The organism is Actinacidiphila rubida (assembly GCF_900110255.1).
Lineage (GTDB): Bacteria > Actinomycetota > Actinomycetes > Streptomycetales > Streptomycetaceae > Actinacidiphila > Actinacidiphila rubida.
This window is the reverse complement of record NZ_FODD01000040.1, coordinates 14,968-31,556: the sequence shown is the minus strand read 5'-3', so window position 1 is coordinate 31,556 and position 16,589 is coordinate 14,968. Positions and strand designations below refer to the sequence as shown.

Below are 16,589 nucleotides of genomic sequence, written 5' to 3'. Positions count from 1 at the left end.
CGGCCGGTCTTAGGGTGGGGGGAGGGATGAGACCGAGCGGCGCGACCGGGCGCCCGGAGGGAGGGCGGGACCGTGCTCATCGACACCTACGGCCGTGTGGCGACCGACCTGCGGGTCTCCCTCACCGACCGTTGCAACCTGCGCTGCACCTACTGCATGCCGGAAGAGGGCCTGCAGTGGCTGGCCAAGCCCGACCTGCTGACCGACGACGAGATCGTCCGCATGGTGCGCGTCGCGGTCACCGAACTGGGCGTGAAGGACGTGCGGTTCACGGGGGGTGAGCCGCTGCTGCGCCCCGGGCTCGTCGGCATCGTCGAGCGCTGCGCCGCCCTCGACCCGCGGCCCCGGCTGTCGCTGACCACCAACGGCATCGGCCTGCGGCGGACGGCCGCCGCGCTGCGCGACGCCGGCCTGGACCGGGTCAACGTCTCGCTCGACACCCTGCGCCCCGAGGTCTTCCACACCCTGACCCGGCGCGACCGCCACCACGACGTGATCGCCGGACTGGAGGCGGCCGGCGACGCGGGGCTCCGCCCGGTGAAGGTCAACACGGTGCTGATGCGCGGGATCAACGACGACGAGGCGCCCGACCTGCTCCAGTGGGCCCTGGACCACTCCTACGAGCTGAGGTTCATCGAGCAGATGCCGCTGGACGCGCAGCACGGCTGGCAGCGCGGCGACATGGTCACCGCCGACGAGATCCTGACCGCCCTGCGCACCCGCTTCGACCTGCGTCCGGAGGGCGACTCGGAGCGCGGCTCCGCGCCCGCCGAACGCTGGCTGGTCGACGGCGGCCCGGCCACGGTGGGCGTCATCGCCTCGGTCACCCGTCCGTTCTGCCGTGCCTGCGACCGCACCCGGCTCACCGCGGACGGCCAGGTGCGCAACTGCCTGTTCGCCCGCGAGGAGTCCGACCTGCGGACCGCGCTGCGTGCGGGCGCGGACGACGCGGAGATGGCAGAGCGGTGGAAGGCCGCGATGTGGGGGAAGAAGGCCGGTTCGGGACTCGACGACCCGGCCTTCCTGCAGCCCCAGCGGCCGATGTCAGCGATCGGCGGCTGAACCGCCGGATTCGGCTGGATCCCGCCACTCGGCCAGCGGTACCACGTCCTTGAGGAAGCCCCGCATGCCGAGGAAGGACGACAGGTGCTCGCGGTGCTCCTCGCACGCCAGCCAGGTCTTGCGGCGGTCGGGCGTGTGCAGTTTCGGATTGTTCCAGGCCAGGACCCACACGGCGGGGGTGCGGCAGTCCTTGGCCGAGCAGATCGGCGTCTCGTCGTTCACGACGCCCAGTAAACAACCCCGCGCGGTGCTCGCGCGCCGGCACGTCCCCGGGGCGTGGGGCCCGGGTGGGCACGGCCGCGGACATGGCGACGCCGGGCAGCCACGGGGGGAGCCGCCCGGCGTCGGTCCGTCGCTCCGACGGGGGATGCGGAGCGCGTTACGCAGTATGTCACGCGCTCAGCCTGCCGTGGAGAGGTAACTCCATGATTGATCTGAGCTTTTCTTGAGGTTGGGAGCGGCCGCCGGCGGCCCGGCCCATGCGTGACCACGCGGTCACACAGAGCGCTCCGCCTCCGGGTGTTCGGCTCCCGCGGGCCCGGCCTCGCGGTATGCGTCGTGCGCCTGCCCGTCGTCCGCCCGCCCGCTGCCGGCCTGCTCCGCGCCGGAGTGGCCGGCGGCTCGAGCGCGCTCCGAGGTGGTCTCCACGCGCGAGGCCTCCAGCGCGGGCCGCACCGGCGGCGGGATCACCACGGTCGGCATCGCCGGAGGCCTGTTCTCCCGGCCCGCGTTCGCGATCACCACGGCGACGTACGGCAGCAGGGCGCCCAGGACGAGCGTCGCCCACGCCAGCGGCCGTTCCACGTTCCACAGGACCACGGTGAGGATCACCGAGACGGTCCTGATCGACATGGAGATGATGTAGCGGCGCTGCCGGCCCCTGACGTCGTCGGAGAGGCTGGTCCGCGCTCCGGTGATCCTGTAGACCCCCGGTCCGTCCTGCTTGCCCATGCCGCCCACCGCCTGCTCCGTCGCCGGACCCGCTGATCGCCGGTCACAGCATTCCGGTCCGGCACTTCTTACGGTACGCCGCGCGCCGCCCCGGCATCAGGGTGGGGGCCGCCATCCGGCCGCCGCCGACATGCGGGGTCGCCCGGACGGCCGCAGACTCATGATCAACCGCCGGGCGCCCCTGCCCGGCCGCGGAGGAGGCGAGCGCCATGGGCTGGTTGTGGGCCATCATCGTCGGCCTGGTCCTCGGACTGATCGCCAAGGCGATCCTGCCGGGCAAGCAGTCGCTCCCCCTGTGGCTCACGGTGATCGCCGGCATCGGCGGCAGCGCCCTCGGCAACGGGGTGTCGAGCTGGCTGGGTGTCCGCGACACCAAGGGCTTCGACTGGACACGGCATGCGCTGCAGCTGGTCGGCGCGATCGTGCTCGTCGCCCTCGGCGACGCGCTCTGGCGGACCTACAAGGGCAGGAACAACCGCTCGGGGACGCCGAGTTCCGCGGTCTAGGCACCGCGGGCCGCGGTCGTACAGCCGGCCGGTCGCGAGGGCGGCTGCGCGGGTCACCGGGCCGCATCGGGCGCGTGGCACGCCTAGGGCGCGTCCGCGCAGTCCCGTCTGGCCGGCGACGCCTGGCACGCACGCTCGCTGCGTTGTCGGGCTCGTCCGAGGAGGCCCGCTACGAGGACGACCCGGACGACCTCCGCCTTGCGATCGCACGCACCAGACGCCGCCGACCCCGCCCTTCGGGCGGACGACGCGACTGTGCGGACACGCCCTACGCGTCCGGCAGCACCCGCAGCCGCCCGGCGGGGACGGCGTCGGTCAGCCACACCCCGTTCGCGCTGACGCGGAAGGTGTGGCCGGCCGCGGCGAGCGCGGCCGCGTCGACCTCCAGCACGACAGGGCGGCCGTGGCGCGCGCCCACCCGCACCGCGGTGTCCCGGTCCGCCGACAGATGCACGTCCTGCCGCGTCATGGGACGCAGGCCCTCGCGCAGGATGGCCGGCAGGGTGGCCGCGGCCGTGCCGTGGTAGAGCACGGCGGGCGGCGTGGCGGCGGCCAGGCCCAGGTCCACCTCGATCGAGTGGCCCTGGTTCGCGCGGATCCGCCGGCCGTCGGCCGAGAACGCGAACCGCTGCTTGGCGTTGGTCGCGACCATGTGGTCCAGGTCCGCTCGCGAGAAGCGGCGGCCCTTGGCGGCGCACGCGGCCCTCAGCACCTCCACGTCGACCCAGCCGCCCTCGTCGAGCGTGATGCCGACCGCGTCCGGCTGGTGCCGCAGCACCATCGAGAGGAAACGCGAGATCCGTACCGTGGTCTTCTCGTCCGCCATGCCCCCTGCTTCCCGGGCCCGCGGGCCCGACGTGGCCCGCGGTCCGCGCCCCGCGGTCAGACTCCCTTGCTGACCGAACTCATGTTGAAGTCCGGGACGCGCAGCGCCGGCGCCGCGGCCCGGGTGAACCAGTCGCTCCACTCGCGCGGCAGCGTCCGCTCGGTGCGGCCGGCCTCCACGGCCCGGCCCAGCACGTCCACCGGCGACTCGTTGAACCGGAAGTTCGTCACCGCGCCGGTGACCTCCCCGTTCTCCACGAGGTAGACGCCGTCCCGGGTGAGGCCGGTGAGCAGGAGCGTGGCCGGGTCGACCTCGCGGATGTACCAGAGGCAGGTCAGCAGCAGGCCGCGCTCGGTGTCCGCGACCATCTCCGCCAGTGACCGCCCGCTGCCGCCGTCCAGGATCAGGTTGTCCGCCTGGGGGGCGACCGGCACCCCGGTCAGGCCCGCGGTGTACCGGCTGCTGGTCAGCTGCTGCAGCGTGCCCTCGCGCATCCACTCCACCGGACCCACCGGCAGTCCGTTGTCGAACACCGAGGCGTCGTCGCCGGAGGCGTGCTCGATGACGAACGGCGCGCACTCCAGGCCGGGTTCCGCGGGGTCGCTGCGCAGGGTCAGCGGCAGCGGCGACAGCTTCTCGCCCATCCGGGTGCCGCCGCCGGGCCTGCTGAAGACCGTGCGCCCCTCCGCCGCGTCCCGCGCGCCGGACGACCACATCTGGTAGATCAGCAGGTCCGCGACGGCGCTCGGCGGCAGCAGCGTCTCGTAGCGGCCGGCGGGCAGGTCGATCCGGCGTTCGGCCCAGCCCAGCTGCCGGGCAAGGTCGGCCTCCATGGCCAGCGGGTCCACGTCGGTGAAGTCCCGGGTGGAGGCGCCCGCCCACGCCGAGCGGGTGCGGTCGGTGGACTTGGCGTTCAGCTCCAGGGTGCCGGTCGGCTGGTCGTGCCGCAGCCGCAGCCCGGTGGAGGTGCCCAGGTACGTCGACGTCACCGAGTGGTAGGCGAAGCCGTACAGCTCGCGGTCGGCGGCACGGGCGGCGCCGAACGCCTCGCCCAGCGCGGGCGCGAAGGCCGCGAACACCTCGGAGGACGTCTCGGCCGGTGCCTCGGTGAACGCCGGTGACTGCGGGACGCCCCCGACCAGCGGCTGGGCGTCTTCGGCGGGCCCCGCGTCGCGGGCCGCCGCCTCGGCGGCGCGGACCAGCGGTTCGAGGTCGTCCGCGGTGACGGCGCTGCGGCTCACCACGCCGGAGGCCGTGCCCTGCGTGCCGTCGACGGTGGCGATCACGGTCAGAGTGCGGCCGCGGGTCACACCGTTGGTGGTCAGCGCGTTGCCCGCCCAGCGGAGGTTGGCGCTGGACTGCTCGTCGGCCAGGACCACGCAGCCGTCCGCCCGGGAGAGCTCCAGGGCCCGCTCGACGATCTCGTGCGGCTTCGTCCGGCTCGTCATCGTCCCGCCTCCTGCGTGGTGTTGAGAATGCTGACGTTCCGGAACAGGGCCGAGGGGCAGCCGTGGCTGACGGCCGCGACCTGGCCCGGCTGGGCCTTGCCGCAGTTGAACGCCCCGCCCAGCACGTAGGTCTGCGGGCCGCCGACGCCCTCCATCGAGCCCCAGAAGTCGGTGGTGGTCGCCTGGTAGGCGAAGTCCTTCACCTGGCCCGCCAGCCGGCCGTCGCGGATCAGGTAGGCGCGCTGGCCGGTGAACTGGAAGTTGTAGCGCTGCATGTCGATCGACCAGGAGCGGTCGCCGACGACGTAGAGGCCGCGCTCCACACCGGAGATGAGGCCTTCGGTGCCGGGTCCCGATGGGTCGGCCCGCAGCGAGACGTTGGCCATGCGCTGCACGGGGACGTGACCGGGGGAGTCGGCGAAGGCGCAGCCGTTGGAGCGCTCGAAGCCGGTGAGCTTCGCGATGCGGCGGTCCAGCTGGTAGCCGACCAGCACGCCGTCCCGGATCAGGTCCCAGGACTGGGCGGCCACGCCCTCGTCGTCGAACCCGACAGTGGCCAGGCCGTGTTCGGCGGTGCGGTCGCCGGTGACGTTCATCAGGCCGGAGCCGTAGGCGAGGGTGCCGAGCTGGTCGAAGGTCGCGAAGGAGGTGCCGGCGTAGGCGGCCTCGTACCCGAGCGCGCGGTCCAGCTCGGTGGCGTGGCCGATCGACTCGTGGATCGTCAGCCACAGGTTGGAGGGGTCGACCACCAGGTCGTACGTCCCGGCCTCGACCGAGGGGGCGCGCATCTTCTCGGCCAGCAGCTCGGGGATCTCGGCCAGTTCGGCGTCCCAGTCCCAGCCGGTGCCGGTCAGGTACTCCCAGCCGCGGCCCACCGGCGGGGCCAGGGTGCGCATGGAGTCGAACTCGCCGGAGTCCGGGTCGACCGCGACGGCGGTCAGCGTGGGGTGCAGCCGCACCCGCTGCTGGGTGGTCGTGGTGCCGGCGGTGTCGGCGTAGAACTTGTTCTCCTGGACGGTCAGCAGCGAGGCGTCGGCGTGCGAGACGCCCTCGGCGGCGAGCAGCCGCCTGCTCCAGTCGGCCAGCAGCGCGGTCTTCTCCGCGTCCGGCACGTCGAACGGGTCGACGTCGTAGGACGACACCCAGGTCCGGTCCGCGTGCACCGGCTCGGCGGCCAGTTCCACCCGTTCGTCGGAGCCGGCGGCGGCGATCACCTTGGCGCTGAGCTTGGCCATGGCGACGGCCTGCGACGCGACCTTCGCCGCCGCGTCCATCGTCAGGTCGACGCCGGAGGCGAAGCCCCACGCCCCGCCCAGCACCACCCGCACCGCGAAGCCCAGGTCGGTGGTGTCCGAACTCCCGGCCACGCGGGCGTCGCGCAGCCGCCAGTCGGCGCTGCGCACCCGTTCCAGCCGGAAGTCCGCGTGCTCGGCGCCCAGCGCGCGGGCACGGGCCAGCGCCGCGTCGGCGAGTGCCCGCAGGGGCAACGCCAGGAATGACTGATCGACCTCATGAGGCACGACGGACTCCCCTTCGCTCTGCGTCCTCGCAGTGAATCATGTCCGGGCGGGGCCGGGCGCGAGGATTCCGCTTGCCCTGTGGACAACCACCGGGACGGGAGGGAGCCCTGATACGGCGTCACCCCTTGAGTCTGGTCCAGACCAATCTCTATGCTCATGACAACCGCCCTCCCGACGGCACGCGCAACCGCCCTCACTCCTGTCCGCAGAGCATCAACTCCCGCACGACAAGGAGCCCCCCACATGTCTGCACGCCGCACCACCGCCGTGCTCGGCGCCGCCGCCGCGGCCCTGGCCGCCACCGTGCTCACGCCTGGCTCGGCGAGCGCCCACGGAGCGCTGAGCAGCCCCGTGAGCCGGATCGCCGCCTGCTACGCCGAAGGCCCCGAGCACCCGCAGTCCCAGGTCTGCAAGGACCTCGTCGCCGACAGCGGCACCCAGCCGCTGTACGACTGGAACGAGGTCAACATCGCGGACGCCAACGGGCAGAGCCGCCAGATCATCCCCGACGGTCACCTGTGCTCGGCCAACCGCGACAAGTACCGCGCCCTGGACTGGGCCAGGACCGACTGGCCGGCCACACCGGTCACCGCCGGCCAGACCTCGGTCAGCTTCCGCGTCACGGCCCCGCACCGGGGCACGATGACGCTGTACATCACCAAGCAGGGCTACGACCCGACCCAGCCGCTGAAGTGGTCCGACCTGGACGCCACCCCGATCGCCGTCTACGACACGGTCGCCTCCGCGCCCAGCGGCTACTACGGCTTCACCGCCGACCTGCCCGCCAGGACCGGCCGCCAGCTGATCTACCAGGTGTGGCAGCGCAACGACAGCCCGGAGGCGTTCTACGGCTGCGCGGATGTCGTCTTCGGCCAGTCCGGTGCCGCCACCCAGGCCGCCGCCCCCAAGGCGCCGACCGAGGCGCAGATCCTGGCGGGCGAGTCGAGGTCCACCGTGAGCCACCACGGCCACGGCGGTACCGAGGCGATCGCGACCAGCGACGTCGCCGCGAGCAAGCCGGCCGCCGCGACGCTCGAGGCCGCCCTGTCCGGCAGTGCCGTCCTGGCCACCGGTGCCCTCGGACTGCTCTTCTGGAGCCGCCGCCGGGCCGCGGCGCGCCTGCGGGACTGATGCCCCTGCTGTAGGAAACCCACAGGGACCCGCAGGGGCAGCCTGTCGAGGCCGATTCCCCGTAAAGGTGTCGGGACCGATAGTTTTCCTATCGTCCAGACGTCTAGAGGGAAGGTGATCCGTTGAGCCGCTCGGTTCTCGTCACCGGAGGAAACCGGGGCATCGGCCTCGCCATCGCCCGGGCATTCGCCGACGCAGGCGACAAGGTCGCCATCACCTACCGCTCGGGCGAGCCCCCGGCGGACCTCGTCTCGCTCGGCGTTCTCGCCGTGCGCTGCGACATCACCGACGCCGAACAGGTCGAGCAGGCGTACAAGGAGATCGAGGCGGCGCACGGCAACGTCGAGGTGCTCGTCGCCAACGCCGGCATCACCCGTGACCAGCTGCTGATGCGGATGTCCGAGGAGGACTTCACGTCCGTCCTGGACACCAACCTCACCGGCACGTACCGGGTCGTCAAGCGGGCCAACCGCGGCATGCTGCGCGCCAAGAAGGGCCGCGTCGTGCTCATCTCCTCGGTCGTCGGGCTGCTCGGCTCGGCCGGGCAGGCCAACTACGCGGCCTCCAAGGCCGGCCTGGTGGGCTTCGCCCGCTCCCTGGCCCGCGAGCTGGGCTCGCGCAACCTCACCTTCAACGTCGTCGCCCCCGGCTTCGTGGACACCGACATGACGCGCGCCCTCACCGACGAGCAGCGCGCGGAGATCGTCGCCCAGGTGCCGCTGGGCCGTTACGCGCAGCCGGAGGAGATCGCCGCCACCGTGCGCTTCCTCGCCTCCGACGACGCTTCGTACATCACTGGTGCCGTCATCCCCGTTGACGGCGGATTGGGCATGGGTCACTGATCACCATGAGCGGAATCCTCGACGGCAAGCGCGTCCTGATCACCGGCGTGCTGATGGAGTCCTCCATCGCCTTCCACGCCGCCAAGCTGGCCCAGGAGCAGGGTGCCGAGATCATCCTGACCGCGTTCCCGCGGCCGACCCTGACCGAGCGCATCGCCAGGAAGCTGCCCAAGCCGGTCAAGGTCGTCGAGCTCGACGTCACCAACACCGAGCACCTGGACCGCCTCGGCGACATCGTGCGCGAGGAGCTCGGCGGCCTCGACGGCGTCGTGCACTCCATCGGCTTCGCGCCGCAGGACGCCCTCGGCGGCAACTTCCTCAACACGCCGTTCGAGTCGGTGGCCACCGCGATGCACGTCTCCGCGTACTCGCTGAAGTCCCTGACGATGGCCTGCCTGCCGCTGATGACCTCCCCCGAGGGCGAAAGCGGCGGCGCGGTGGTCGGCCTGACCTTCGACGCGCAGTTCGCCTGGCCGCAGTACGACTGGATGGGCCCGGCCAAGGCCGCGCTGGAGGCCACGTCCCGCTACCTGGCGCGCGACCTGGGCAAGCAGAACATCCGCTGCAACCTCGTCTCCGCCGGCCCGATCGGCTCGATGGCCGCCAAGTCCATCCCGGGCTTCACCGAGCTGGCCGACGTGTGGAACCACCGCTCCCCGCTGGAGTGGGACCTGTCCGACCCCGAGCCGGCCGGCCGCGCCATCGTCGCCCTGCTCTCGGACTGGTTCCCCAAGACCACCGGCGAGATCGTCCACGTGGACGGCGGCCTGCACGCCATCGGCGCCTGACACGCGTTCTCCTCGTAAGGGGCGCCCCACCAGGTGGGGCGCCCCTTACGCGTTGCTGAAGCGGCAGTAGAAGGCGTGGTCACGCGCCTCGGCAGCCGCGCCGTCGGCGTCGCCGGCGCGGATCGCGGCCACCAGACGCGCGTGGTCAAGGTGGTCCCCGGCGTGCAGCTCGGTGCCGATGTCGGCCCGCAGGTAGTCGCGCAGCACCTCGCCCAGGTCCGCGTACAGGGCGGTGAGCACGGTGTTGTGCGAGGCCGCCACCACCGCCAGGTGCAGGGTCGCGTCGGCCTGCACGAACACCTCGGCCTCGCCGGACTCCCAGGCGTGTTCGCGCCGCTCCAGCAGCGCCTCCAGCTGCTGGAGGTCCGCCTCGGTGCGGCGCTGCGCGGCCAGGGACGCGGCCGTCGCCTCCAGGGAGCCGCGCAGCTCGGCGATGTGCAGCGGCTCGGCGTCCGCGAACCGCCGCTGCATCACCCCGGCCAGCTCGCTGGTCGCCACCACGTAGGTGCCCGAGCCCTGCCGGATGTCCAGCAGGCCGTTGTGCGCCAGCGCCCTGACCGCCTCGCGGACGGTGTTGCGGGCCACACCGAGGCGCTCCACCAGCTCGGGTTCGGTCGGGATCCGGGTGCCGACCGGCCAGGTGCCGGAGGTGATCTCGGCACGCAGTCGCGCGATCACCCGGTCGGCGAGAGCGGCGGGCCGGGGCAGGGGTTCGAGATTCATCCCATCATTCTATGATGGGAACCATGCGCGATGACGAACCCCTCACCCTCGACGTGGCCACCGCACCCCAGGCACCGCCCTCCCCGGCCTCCGACACCGGTGGCCCGGGCCCGGGCCCCGCGCCGTGGGTGCGCCGTCTCGTCGTCGTCGGGCTCGTCCTGGCCGCCGTCAACCTGCGGCCCGCGATCACCAGCCTGGGCGCGCTGCTCAAGGAGGTCCGCGACGGCCTCGGGATGAGCGGCACCATGGCGGGGCTGCTCACCTCCGTGCCCGCCGCCTGCTTCGCGCTGTTCGGCTTCGCCGCTCCGCGGCTGGCCCGCCGCCACGGCCCGGGAGCCGTCGTCCTCGCCGGCATGGTCGCGATCACCGCCGGCCTGCTGCTGCGGCCGTTCGCCGGCGCCACGCCCGTCTTCCTGGCGGCCAGCGCCCTGGCCCTGGCCGGCATCGCCGTCTCCAACGTGCTGATGCCGGTGATCGTCAAGCGCTACTTCCCCGACCGTGTGGGCACCGTCACCGGCGTCTACTCCATGGCGCTGTCCCTGGGCACGGCGCTGGCCGCCGCCGTCACCGTGCCGCTGACCGACGCCATGGGCGGCAGCTGGCGGCTGGGGCTGGGCGTGTGGGCCGCCCTGGCGGCGGTCGCGATCGTCGCCTGGCTGCCGCTGGCCCGCGACCGCTCCGCGTCCGCCGCCCGCCCGGTCGCCGTCGTCACGGCCGGCCGCGCCGCCGGGGAGCGCACCGGCACGCCGCACGCCCTGGCCGCCGGCGAGCACGGCAGCATCCTGCGCAGCCGCACCGCCTGGATGCTCGCCTGCTTCTTCGGGCTCCAGGGCACCGCCGCCTACGTGACCATGGGCTGGATGCCGCAGATCTTCCGCGACGCGGGGATCTCCGCCGGCCAGGCGGGCCTGCTGCTCGCCGTCACCATGGTGATGGGCGTGCCCCTGTCCTTCGTGCTGCCGCCGCTCGCCGCCCGGATGCGCTCCCAGGGCCCGATCGTCGTCGTGCTCGGCGCCTTCCAGGTCGCCGGGTTCGCCGGCCTGTGGGCCGCGCCCGCCGCCGCCCCCTACCTGTGGGCGCTGCTGCTGGGCATCGCCAACTGCGCCTTCCCCCTGGTGCTGACGATGATCGGGATGCGCTCCCGCACCGGCGCCGGCGTGGTGCGGCTCTCCGCGTTCGCGCAGAGCACCGGCTACCTGATCTCCATCCCCGGCCCGATCCTGGTCGGCACGCTCAACCAGACCAGCGGCGGCTGGGGGCTGCCGATCGCGCTGATGATCGCCCTGGTCGTGCCGCAGGTCGTGTGCGGTGTCCTGGCCGGCCGCAACCGCCACATCGAGGACGAACTGTGACCCCGCCGCGGGCTTCCGGGGAACCGGTGCGAGACTGAGCGCATGCCCGTACTCGAACCGAACCCCCCGCAGCCGCAGCGGCGGCTGCTGATCATCTTCGGCCTGATGATGGGGGTGCCCGCGATCGTCGCGATCATCGCCACCATCGGCGCGCGGATGGGCTGACGCCCCGACAGCTCCCTGCCCCGGGCCCGACCCCGACCCGGGGGTGGGGACAACCCCACCATCCCTAGGGGGTCAGGCTCAGGGTCAAGTAGGTGGACGACCGGATGGGACCGGAGGCCCCGCGCCCGTAGCGTCGAAGTGCAGTCAGACCTACGGCACTTCGAGGCTCCCCACGGAGGCGGTCACCGTGACCACGCAGTCCCCGCACCTGTACACCCGGCAGCAGCCGGCCGACTCCCGCACCGGGCGGCAGGCCGGCGTGCAGACCCGGCTGCCGTGGTGGGGCGTGGCCCTGCCCGTGGTCGCCTTCGCGGCGCTGCTGGCGCTGCTCGCCGGCGGCCCGGCCTCCGCGGACGCCTCGGCCGCCGCGCCCGGCGCGGACACCCTCCGCTCGATCGCCGCCACGCTCGGCAGCGTCCTGCATCACCTGCTGTGACCGTTGTCCACAGCCCTTCGGCCATCCCGCGCCTGACCGCCGGTTTTCTGGAAAGCTGAAGGGCATGACCGTCGATTCGCCCCGTACCGTCGTCCTGCTCCGGCACGCCAAGGCCGACTGGCCGCAGGTTCCGGACCACGAGCGCCCCCTGGCCGACCGCGGCCGGCTGGACGCGCCGTCGGCCGGCCGCCGCTTCGCCGACGACGGCATCAGTCCCGACCTCGCCCTGTGCTCCACCGCCACCCGCACGCGTGAGACCTGGAAACTCGTCGCCCACGAGATGCCGCACCGGCCGAAGACGGTCTACGAGGAGCGGCTGTACGACGCGTCGCTCGGCGATCTGATCGCGCTCGTCGGCGAGACGCCCGACGACGTGTCCACCCTTCTGCTCGTCGGCCACAACCCGGGCATGCACGCCCTGGCCGACGCCCTGTCCGGCTCCGCCGAGGGCGACACGCTGGCCCGGATGACCCGCGGCTTCCCCACCGCGGCCTTCGCCGTCGTCTCCTTCGACGGCTCGTGGAAGTCCGTCGAGCACGGCGTCGGACGGCTCACCGCGTTCTGGGCGCCGCACGAGTCCGACAGCCACTCCTGACAGCCACTCCTGGGCGAGCTGCCCAGCGCTCCGCTGGTCAGGGGGCGGTCGTCACGCCGTCCAGCGCGTCGGCCGCCTCGATCTCCTCGCGGGTGACGCCCAGCAGGTAGAGCACCGTGTCGAGGAAGGGCACGTTCACCGCGGTGTCGGCCGCCTGGCGGACCATCGGCTTGGCGTTGAAGGCGACCCCGAGGCCCGCCGCGTTCAGCATGTCCAGGTCGTTCGCGCCGTCGCCGACCGCCACGGTCTGGCTCAGCGGCACCCCGGCCTGCGCGGCGAACTCGCGCAGCAGCCGGGCCTTGCCCGCCCGGTCCACGATCGGGCCGGTGACCCGGCCGGTGAGCCGGCCGTCGACCACCTCCAGGGTGTTGGCGGCGGCGAAGTCGAGTCCCAGCCGCTCCTGGAGGTCGTCGGTGACCTGGGTGAACCCGCCGGAGACCACGCCGACCTGGTAGCCGAGCCGCTTCAGGGTGCGGATCAGCGTGCGGGCGCCGGGGGTCAGCCGCACCTCGGCGCGGACCTTGTCCACCACGGACACGTCCAGCCCGGCCAGCAGGGCCACCCGCGCGTGGAGCGACTGCTCGAAGTCCAGGTCGCCGCGCATCGCCGCGGCCGTCACCTCCGCCACCTCGGCCTCGCACCCCGCGTGGGCCGCGAACAGCTCGATGACCTCGTCCTGGATCAGGGTGGAGTCCACGTCCATCACCACCAGTCGCTGCGCCCTGCGCTGGAGGCCGGCCGGGACGACCGCGACGTCCACGCCACGGGCCGCCGCCTCGGGGGCCAGCGCGGAGCGCAGCACCGCGGGCTCCGCACCCGAGACCGCGAACTCCACCGCGGTGACGGGGTACTTCGCGAGCCGGAAGATCCGGTCGATGTTGCCGCCGGCCCCGGTGATCAGGGCCGCTATGGCCGCCGTGGACTCCGCGGTCAGCGGCTGCCCGAGGACCGTCACATGGGAACGGCCGGTGCCGCGCGGGCGGTTGTCGCCGAGGCCGGAGATGATCTCGGCCTGCAGGCGCATGCTCTCCGCCCAGCTGTGGACCGTCGCCCGCAGATCGCCCTCGGCGCCCCGCGGCGGGGCGCTGACCAGCGCGCACAGCACGATCCGGCCCCGGGTGACGACCTGCTCGATGTCGACCACGTCCACCGCGTACGCGGCCAGGGTGTCGAACAGGCCGGCCGTGATGCCCGGCCGGTCCTTGCCGAAGATCTTGACCAGAAGGGTGGGAACGTCGGCCGGCGGTACGGCGGCGGGCTCGTCACCCGGGCGGTGGGGCCGGCTCTGCGAGGGGGCGTCCATGTCCATGGTCCCCCCACGGTAACCGTCCGGCGGTGTCCCATGGTCACCCGTCCCGCGTGGCGGACACCCAGGTCGCGGCGGCCGCGACCGCCACCCGCCCGCCCGCTGAACCGGCGGCGAACCGGAGCGGAACGGCGCCCCCGCCCATTCCGGTGCGCGGTACGGCGGTTGGCACCGCGGGGTGACCGCGGTGTCGTGGACCGGGCACAGAACCCGCACACCAGGGTGCTTTCTGTTACGAGACCGGGGCCTGCGATAGTTCCTCCCGATGTTCGCTATCCATAGACTCCCCTTGATGGGGGACTACTCGGGGGACAAACAATGGGGCATGGGGTGCCTGAACTCGTACTCGAACTGAACGGAAAGACCTGGACGCTGGACGCGTCCCGGTCGTACAGCCTGGGGCGCGATCCGCAGGGCGACCTGGTCCTCGAGGACGCGCGGGTGTCCTGGCGCCACGCCACCATCCGTCGTGGTGAACGCAGTTGGGTCATCGAGGACCTCGGCAGCACCAACGGCACCTTCGTGCAGGGGCAGCGCGTCCAGCAGACCGAGGTCGGGCCCGGCTCCGCCGTCCACCTCGGCAACGCCACCGAGGGCCCGCGGCTGCAGTTCACCGCGGGACAGGCCGCCGCCCAGGCCCCGCAGGCGGCGCCGGCCTACGCGCCGGCCCAGGCCCAGGCCCCGCAGGCGTACGCCGCGCCTGCTCCGGCCGCCCCCGCGCAGCCGCAGCAGCCCGCCGCCGCCGGCTGGGGCGCGCCGCCCGCGCAGGTCCCGCCGCAGCAGCCCGCGTGGGGCGGCGGGCAGGCGCCGTACGGGCAGCAGCCCCCGCAGGGCATGCCTCCCGTCCCGCAGCAGCAGGGGGCGCACCCGCAGCAGCCCGCGCCGCAGCGGCCGGGCGGTGCCGATCGCAGCCCGACGACCTTCCACCAGCTCGCCCTGGGCCGCGTGATGAAGATCGGCCGCGCCCTGGAGAACGAGCTCGTCGTCTCCGACCTCCAGGTCTCGCGCTACCACGCCGAGTTCCGCGCGCACCCCGACGGCCGCTACGAGATCGTCGACCTCGGCAGCCACAACGGCACGTACGTCAACGGCCAGCCGATCCAGCGCCACCTGCTCGGCGCCAACGACATCGTCGGCGTCGGCCACTCCACGTTCCGCCTGGTCGGGGACCGGCTGGAGGAGTTCGTCGACACCGGCGACGTCTCCTTCTCCGCCCGCCGCCTGTCGGTGACGGTGCCGCACGGCAAGACGACCAAGACGATCCTGAAGGACGTGTCGTTCGGCGTCCCGGAGAAGTCTTTGATCGGCGTCATCGGCCCGTCCGGCTCCGGCAAGTCCACGCTGCTGCGCGCGCTGACCGGCTACCGGCCGGCCGACCAGGGCGAGGTGCTGTACGACAACCGCAACCTGTACAAGCAGTTCGCGGAACTCCGCCAGCGCATAGGCCTGGTCCCGCAGGACGACATCCTCCACAAGGAGCTGCAGGTCAGGACCGCCCTGCGGTACGCGGCCAAGCTCCGTTTCCCGGGCGACACCGCGTCGGCCGAGCGCGAGGCGCGGATCAACGAGGTGCTGCGCGAGCTCAAGCTCGACATCCACGCGGACAAGCGGATCACCTCGCTGTCCGGCGGCCAGCGCAAGCGGGTGTCGGTGGCCCTGGAACTGCTCACCAAGCCGTCGCTGATCTTCCTGGACGAGCCGACCTCGGGCCTGGACCCGGGCATGGACCGCGACGTGATGAAGCTGCTGCGCGGGCTCGCCGACGACGGCCGGACCGTCCTGGTCGTCACCCACTCCGTGGCCGAACTGGCCCTGTGCGACAAGCTGCTGGTCATGGCGCCCGGCGGTGCGGTCGCCTACTTCGGGCCGCCGGACGAGGCGCTGACCTTCTTCGGCTACGAGACCTGGGCCGACGTCTTCTCGGCGTTCGAGAACTACCGCGACTACGACTGGTCGGGTCGCTGGCGCGGTTCTCAGCACTACCAGACGTACGCCGCCGAGCTGGACACCGCCGCTCCGCAGCAGGCGCACTACATCCCGCAGCAGGCGGCCCGGCCGACCAAGCCGCAGAGCTGGGGCTCCCAGCTGTGGACGCTGGTCCGCCGCTACCTGTCGGTGATCATCTCCGACAAGGGCTTCATCGGGCTGATGGTGATCCTGCCCGCGGTGCTGGGCGTCGTCAGCGTGCTGATCCCGGCCGACAGCGGCCTGGGTCCCGGCCCGGCGCACGCGCACTTCCAGAACAAGGACGCCGGCACCATCCTGATGATCCTCGCGGTCGGCGCGTGCTTCGCCGGCGCGGCGAACTCGGTCCGCGAGCTGATCAAGGAACGGGTGATCTACGAGCGTGAACGCGCGGTCGGCCTGTCCCGCAGCGCGTACCTGATGTCGAAGATCATCGTGCTGGGCCTGATCACCGCCCTGCAGGGCGCGATCATCTGCGGCATCGGCTTCGCGCCCCGCAAGCTGCCCGCCGAGGGCGTCGTGCTCAAGGCCCACCCGGCCATCGAGATGGCGCTGGTGATCATGGCCTTCGGCATCACCTCGATGATGGTCGGCCTGATCATCTCCTCGCTCGTGAAGACGTCCGAGAAGACCATGCCGCTGCTGGTCATGTTCGCCATCGTGCAGATCGTCTTCACCGGCGTGCTCTTCCAGCTCTTCGGCAAGCCCGGCGTGGAGCAGCTGTCCTGGCTGATGCCGGCCCGCTGGGCCGTCGCCGGCGCGGGGACCACCGCGGACCTCAACGTGCTGCTGCCGTGGGACCCGACGCACCAGTCCGTCGACCCGCTGTGGAAGCACACCGCGGGTACCTGGACGCTGGACATCGGCGTGCTGCTGCTGATCAGCGTGCTGTGCGCGTTCGTCGTCGCGCGCCTGCTGCGGCGCCACGAGCCCGAGGTCATGCGCAAGTAGCGCGTGGGCAAGCGCGCGAAGG

17 protein-coding genes are annotated in these 16,589 nt (G+C 72.8%); 10 read left to right on the top strand and 7 right to left on the bottom strand.

The window, feature by feature from the left end:
• The first annotated feature begins 72 nt into the window (after positions 1–72).
• Entirely contained in the window at positions 73–1,062 is a 990-nt protein-coding gene (gene moaA / locus BMW99_RS31150) for a GTP 3',8-cyclase MoaA (protein ID WP_075017997.1), read from the top strand.
• Here the strand turns inward: moaA and BMW99_RS31145 are convergent.
• The gene (locus BMW99_RS31145) at positions 1,045–1,284 is read right to left on the bottom strand and encodes a hypothetical protein (RefSeq protein WP_069464641.1); all 240 of its coding nucleotides are present in this window, start codon (positions 1,282–1,284) and stop codon (positions 1,045–1,047) included. The genes moaA and BMW99_RS31145 overlap by 18 nt on opposite strands.
• 273 nt (positions 1,285–1,557) lie before the next feature.
• Entirely contained in the window at positions 1,558–2,013 is a 456-nt protein-coding gene (locus BMW99_RS31140; protein WP_075018016.1) for a DUF3099 domain-containing protein, read from the bottom strand.
• 209 nt (positions 2,014–2,222) lie between these two features.
• On the opposite strand from BMW99_RS31140, the gene BMW99_RS31135 reads away from it, so the two are divergent.
• Positions 2,223–2,519: a GlsB/YeaQ/YmgE family stress response membrane protein gene (locus BMW99_RS31135; RefSeq protein WP_075017996.1), complete on the top strand. Its 297-nt coding sequence runs from the start codon at positions 2,223–2,225 to the stop codon at positions 2,517–2,519.
• A gap of 268 nt (positions 2,520–2,787) precedes the next feature.
• On the opposite strand, the gene BMW99_RS31130 is transcribed toward BMW99_RS31135, so the two are convergent.
• The 3 genes from BMW99_RS31130 to BMW99_RS31120 are packed head-to-tail and all read right to left on the bottom strand — an operon-like array spanning position 2,788 to position 6,313.
• Positions 2,788–3,345, bottom strand: coding sequence for an RNA 2'-phosphotransferase (locus tag BMW99_RS31130; protein ID WP_075017995.1), 558 nt, complete (start codon positions 3,343–3,345; stop codon positions 2,788–2,790).
• A 56-nt stretch (positions 3,346–3,401) separates the two neighbouring features.
• Positions 3,402–4,793, bottom strand: coding sequence for a metallopeptidase TldD-related protein (locus tag BMW99_RS31125; protein WP_069465234.1), 1,392 nt, complete (start codon positions 4,791–4,793; stop codon positions 3,402–3,404).
• The gene (locus BMW99_RS31120; RefSeq protein WP_069465235.1) at positions 4,790–6,313 is read right to left on the bottom strand and encodes a TldD/PmbA family protein; all 1,524 of its coding nucleotides are present in this window, start codon (positions 6,311–6,313) and stop codon (positions 4,790–4,792) included. The genes BMW99_RS31125 and BMW99_RS31120 overlap by 4 nt, the downstream gene beginning before the upstream one ends.
• 243 nt (positions 6,314–6,556) lie before the next feature.
• On the opposite strand from BMW99_RS31120, the gene BMW99_RS31115 reads away from it, so the two are divergent.
• From BMW99_RS31115 to fabI, 3 genes are all read left to right on the top strand, one after another.
• Positions 6,557–7,444, top strand: coding sequence for a lytic polysaccharide monooxygenase auxiliary activity family 9 protein (locus BMW99_RS31115; protein WP_069465236.1), 888 nt, complete (start codon positions 6,557–6,559; stop codon positions 7,442–7,444).
• Positions 7,445–7,566: 122 nt separating this feature from the next.
• The gene (fabG, locus tag BMW99_RS31110; protein ID WP_069465237.1) at positions 7,567–8,286 is read left to right on the top strand and encodes a 3-oxoacyl-[acyl-carrier-protein] reductase; all 720 of its coding nucleotides are present in this window, start codon (positions 7,567–7,569) and stop codon (positions 8,284–8,286) included.
• Positions 8,287–8,291: 5 nt separating this feature from the next.
• Entirely contained in the window at positions 8,292–9,074 is a 783-nt protein-coding gene (fabI, locus tag BMW99_RS31105; protein ID WP_069465238.1) for an enoyl-ACP reductase FabI, read from the top strand.
• Between the two features lie 45 nt (positions 9,075–9,119).
• Here fabI and BMW99_RS31100 read toward each other — a convergent pair whose 3' ends face one another.
• A complete protein-coding gene (locus tag BMW99_RS31100; protein ID WP_069465239.1) occupies positions 9,120–9,797 on the bottom strand; it encodes a FadR/GntR family transcriptional regulator in 678 nt (225 codons plus the stop codon).
• A 23-nt stretch (positions 9,798–9,820) separates the two neighbouring features.
• On the opposite strand from BMW99_RS31100, the gene BMW99_RS31095 reads away from it, so the two are divergent.
• The 4 genes from BMW99_RS31095 (at position 9,821) to BMW99_RS31085 (ending at position 12,345) form a co-directional block, all read left to right on the top strand.
• Complete coding sequence (locus tag BMW99_RS31095; RefSeq protein WP_075017994.1) at positions 9,821–11,149, top strand: CynX/NimT family MFS transporter; 1,329 nt, start codon at positions 9,821–9,823, stop codon at positions 11,147–11,149.
• A gap of 42 nt (positions 11,150–11,191) precedes the next feature.
• Entirely contained in the window at positions 11,192–11,314 is a 123-nt protein-coding gene (locus BMW99_RS42760; RefSeq protein ID WP_256090617.1) for an SGM_5486 family transporter-associated protein, read from the top strand.
• Positions 11,315–11,501: 187 nt separating this feature from the next.
• Positions 11,502–11,750, top strand: coding sequence for a hypothetical protein (locus BMW99_RS31090; protein WP_407640343.1), 249 nt, complete (start codon positions 11,502–11,504; stop codon positions 11,748–11,750).
• 64 nt (positions 11,751–11,814) lie between these two features.
• Positions 11,815–12,345 (top strand): SixA phosphatase family protein, encoded by a 531-nt coding sequence (locus BMW99_RS31085; protein ID WP_075017993.1) that lies wholly within the window; start codon positions 11,815–11,817, stop codon positions 12,343–12,345.
• Between the two features lie 37 nt (positions 12,346–12,382).
• Here BMW99_RS31085 and serB read toward each other — a convergent pair whose 3' ends face one another.
• Positions 12,383–13,648 carry a phosphoserine phosphatase SerB gene (gene serB / locus BMW99_RS31080; protein WP_075017992.1) on the bottom strand — a complete coding sequence of 422 codons (1,266 nt, stop codon included), beginning with the start codon at positions 13,646–13,648 and terminating at the stop codon, positions 12,383–12,385.
• 321 nt (positions 13,649–13,969) lie between these two features.
• Between serB and BMW99_RS31075 the strand changes: the two genes are divergently transcribed.
• Entirely contained in the window at positions 13,970–16,567 is a 2,598-nt protein-coding gene (locus BMW99_RS31075; RefSeq protein WP_075017991.1) for an FHA domain-containing protein, read from the top strand.
• The last annotated feature ends 22 nt before the right edge of the window (positions 16,568–16,589 follow it).

What these genes read in the sequence shown, in the direction of transcription:
- BMW99_RS31140 (WP_075018016.1), bottom strand. Translation starts at nt 2,013, where the DNA reads ATGGGCAAGCAGGACGGACCGGGGGTCTACAGGATCACCGGAGCGCGG.
- BMW99_RS31135 (WP_075017996.1), top strand. Translation starts at nt 2,223, where the DNA reads ATGGGCTGGTTGTGGGCCATCATCGTCGGCCTGGTCCTCGGACTGATC.
- BMW99_RS31130 (WP_075017995.1), bottom strand. Translation starts at nt 3,345, where the DNA reads ATGGCGGACGAGAAGACCACGGTACGGATCTCGCGTTTCCTCTCGATG.
- BMW99_RS31125 (WP_069465234.1), bottom strand. Translation starts at nt 4,793, where the DNA reads ATGACGAGCCGGACGAAGCCGCACGAGATCGTCGAGCGGGCCCTGGAG.
- BMW99_RS31115 (WP_069465236.1), top strand. Translation starts at nt 6,557, where the DNA reads ATGTCTGCACGCCGCACCACCGCCGTGCTCGGCGCCGCCGCCGCGGCC.
- fabI (WP_069465238.1), top strand. Translation starts at nt 8,292, where the DNA reads ATGAGCGGAATCCTCGACGGCAAGCGCGTCCTGATCACCGGCGTGCTG.
- BMW99_RS31100 (WP_069465239.1), bottom strand. Translation starts at nt 9,797, where the DNA reads ATGAATCTCGAACCCCTGCCCCGGCCCGCCGCTCTCGCCGACCGGGTG.
- BMW99_RS31095 (WP_075017994.1), top strand. Translation starts at nt 9,821, where the DNA reads ATGCGCGATGACGAACCCCTCACCCTCGACGTGGCCACCGCACCCCAG.
- BMW99_RS42760 (WP_256090617.1), top strand. Translation starts at nt 11,192, where the DNA reads ATGCCCGTACTCGAACCGAACCCCCCGCAGCCGCAGCGGCGGCTGCTG.
- BMW99_RS31085 (WP_075017993.1), top strand. Translation starts at nt 11,815, where the DNA reads ATGACCGTCGATTCGCCCCGTACCGTCGTCCTGCTCCGGCACGCCAAG.
- serB (WP_075017992.1), bottom strand. Translation starts at nt 13,648, where the DNA reads ATGGACGCCCCCTCGCAGAGCCGGCCCCACCGCCCGGGTGACGAGCCC.
- BMW99_RS31075 (WP_075017991.1), top strand. Translation starts at nt 13,970, where the DNA reads ATGGGGCATGGGGTGCCTGAACTCGTACTCGAACTGAACGGAAAGACC.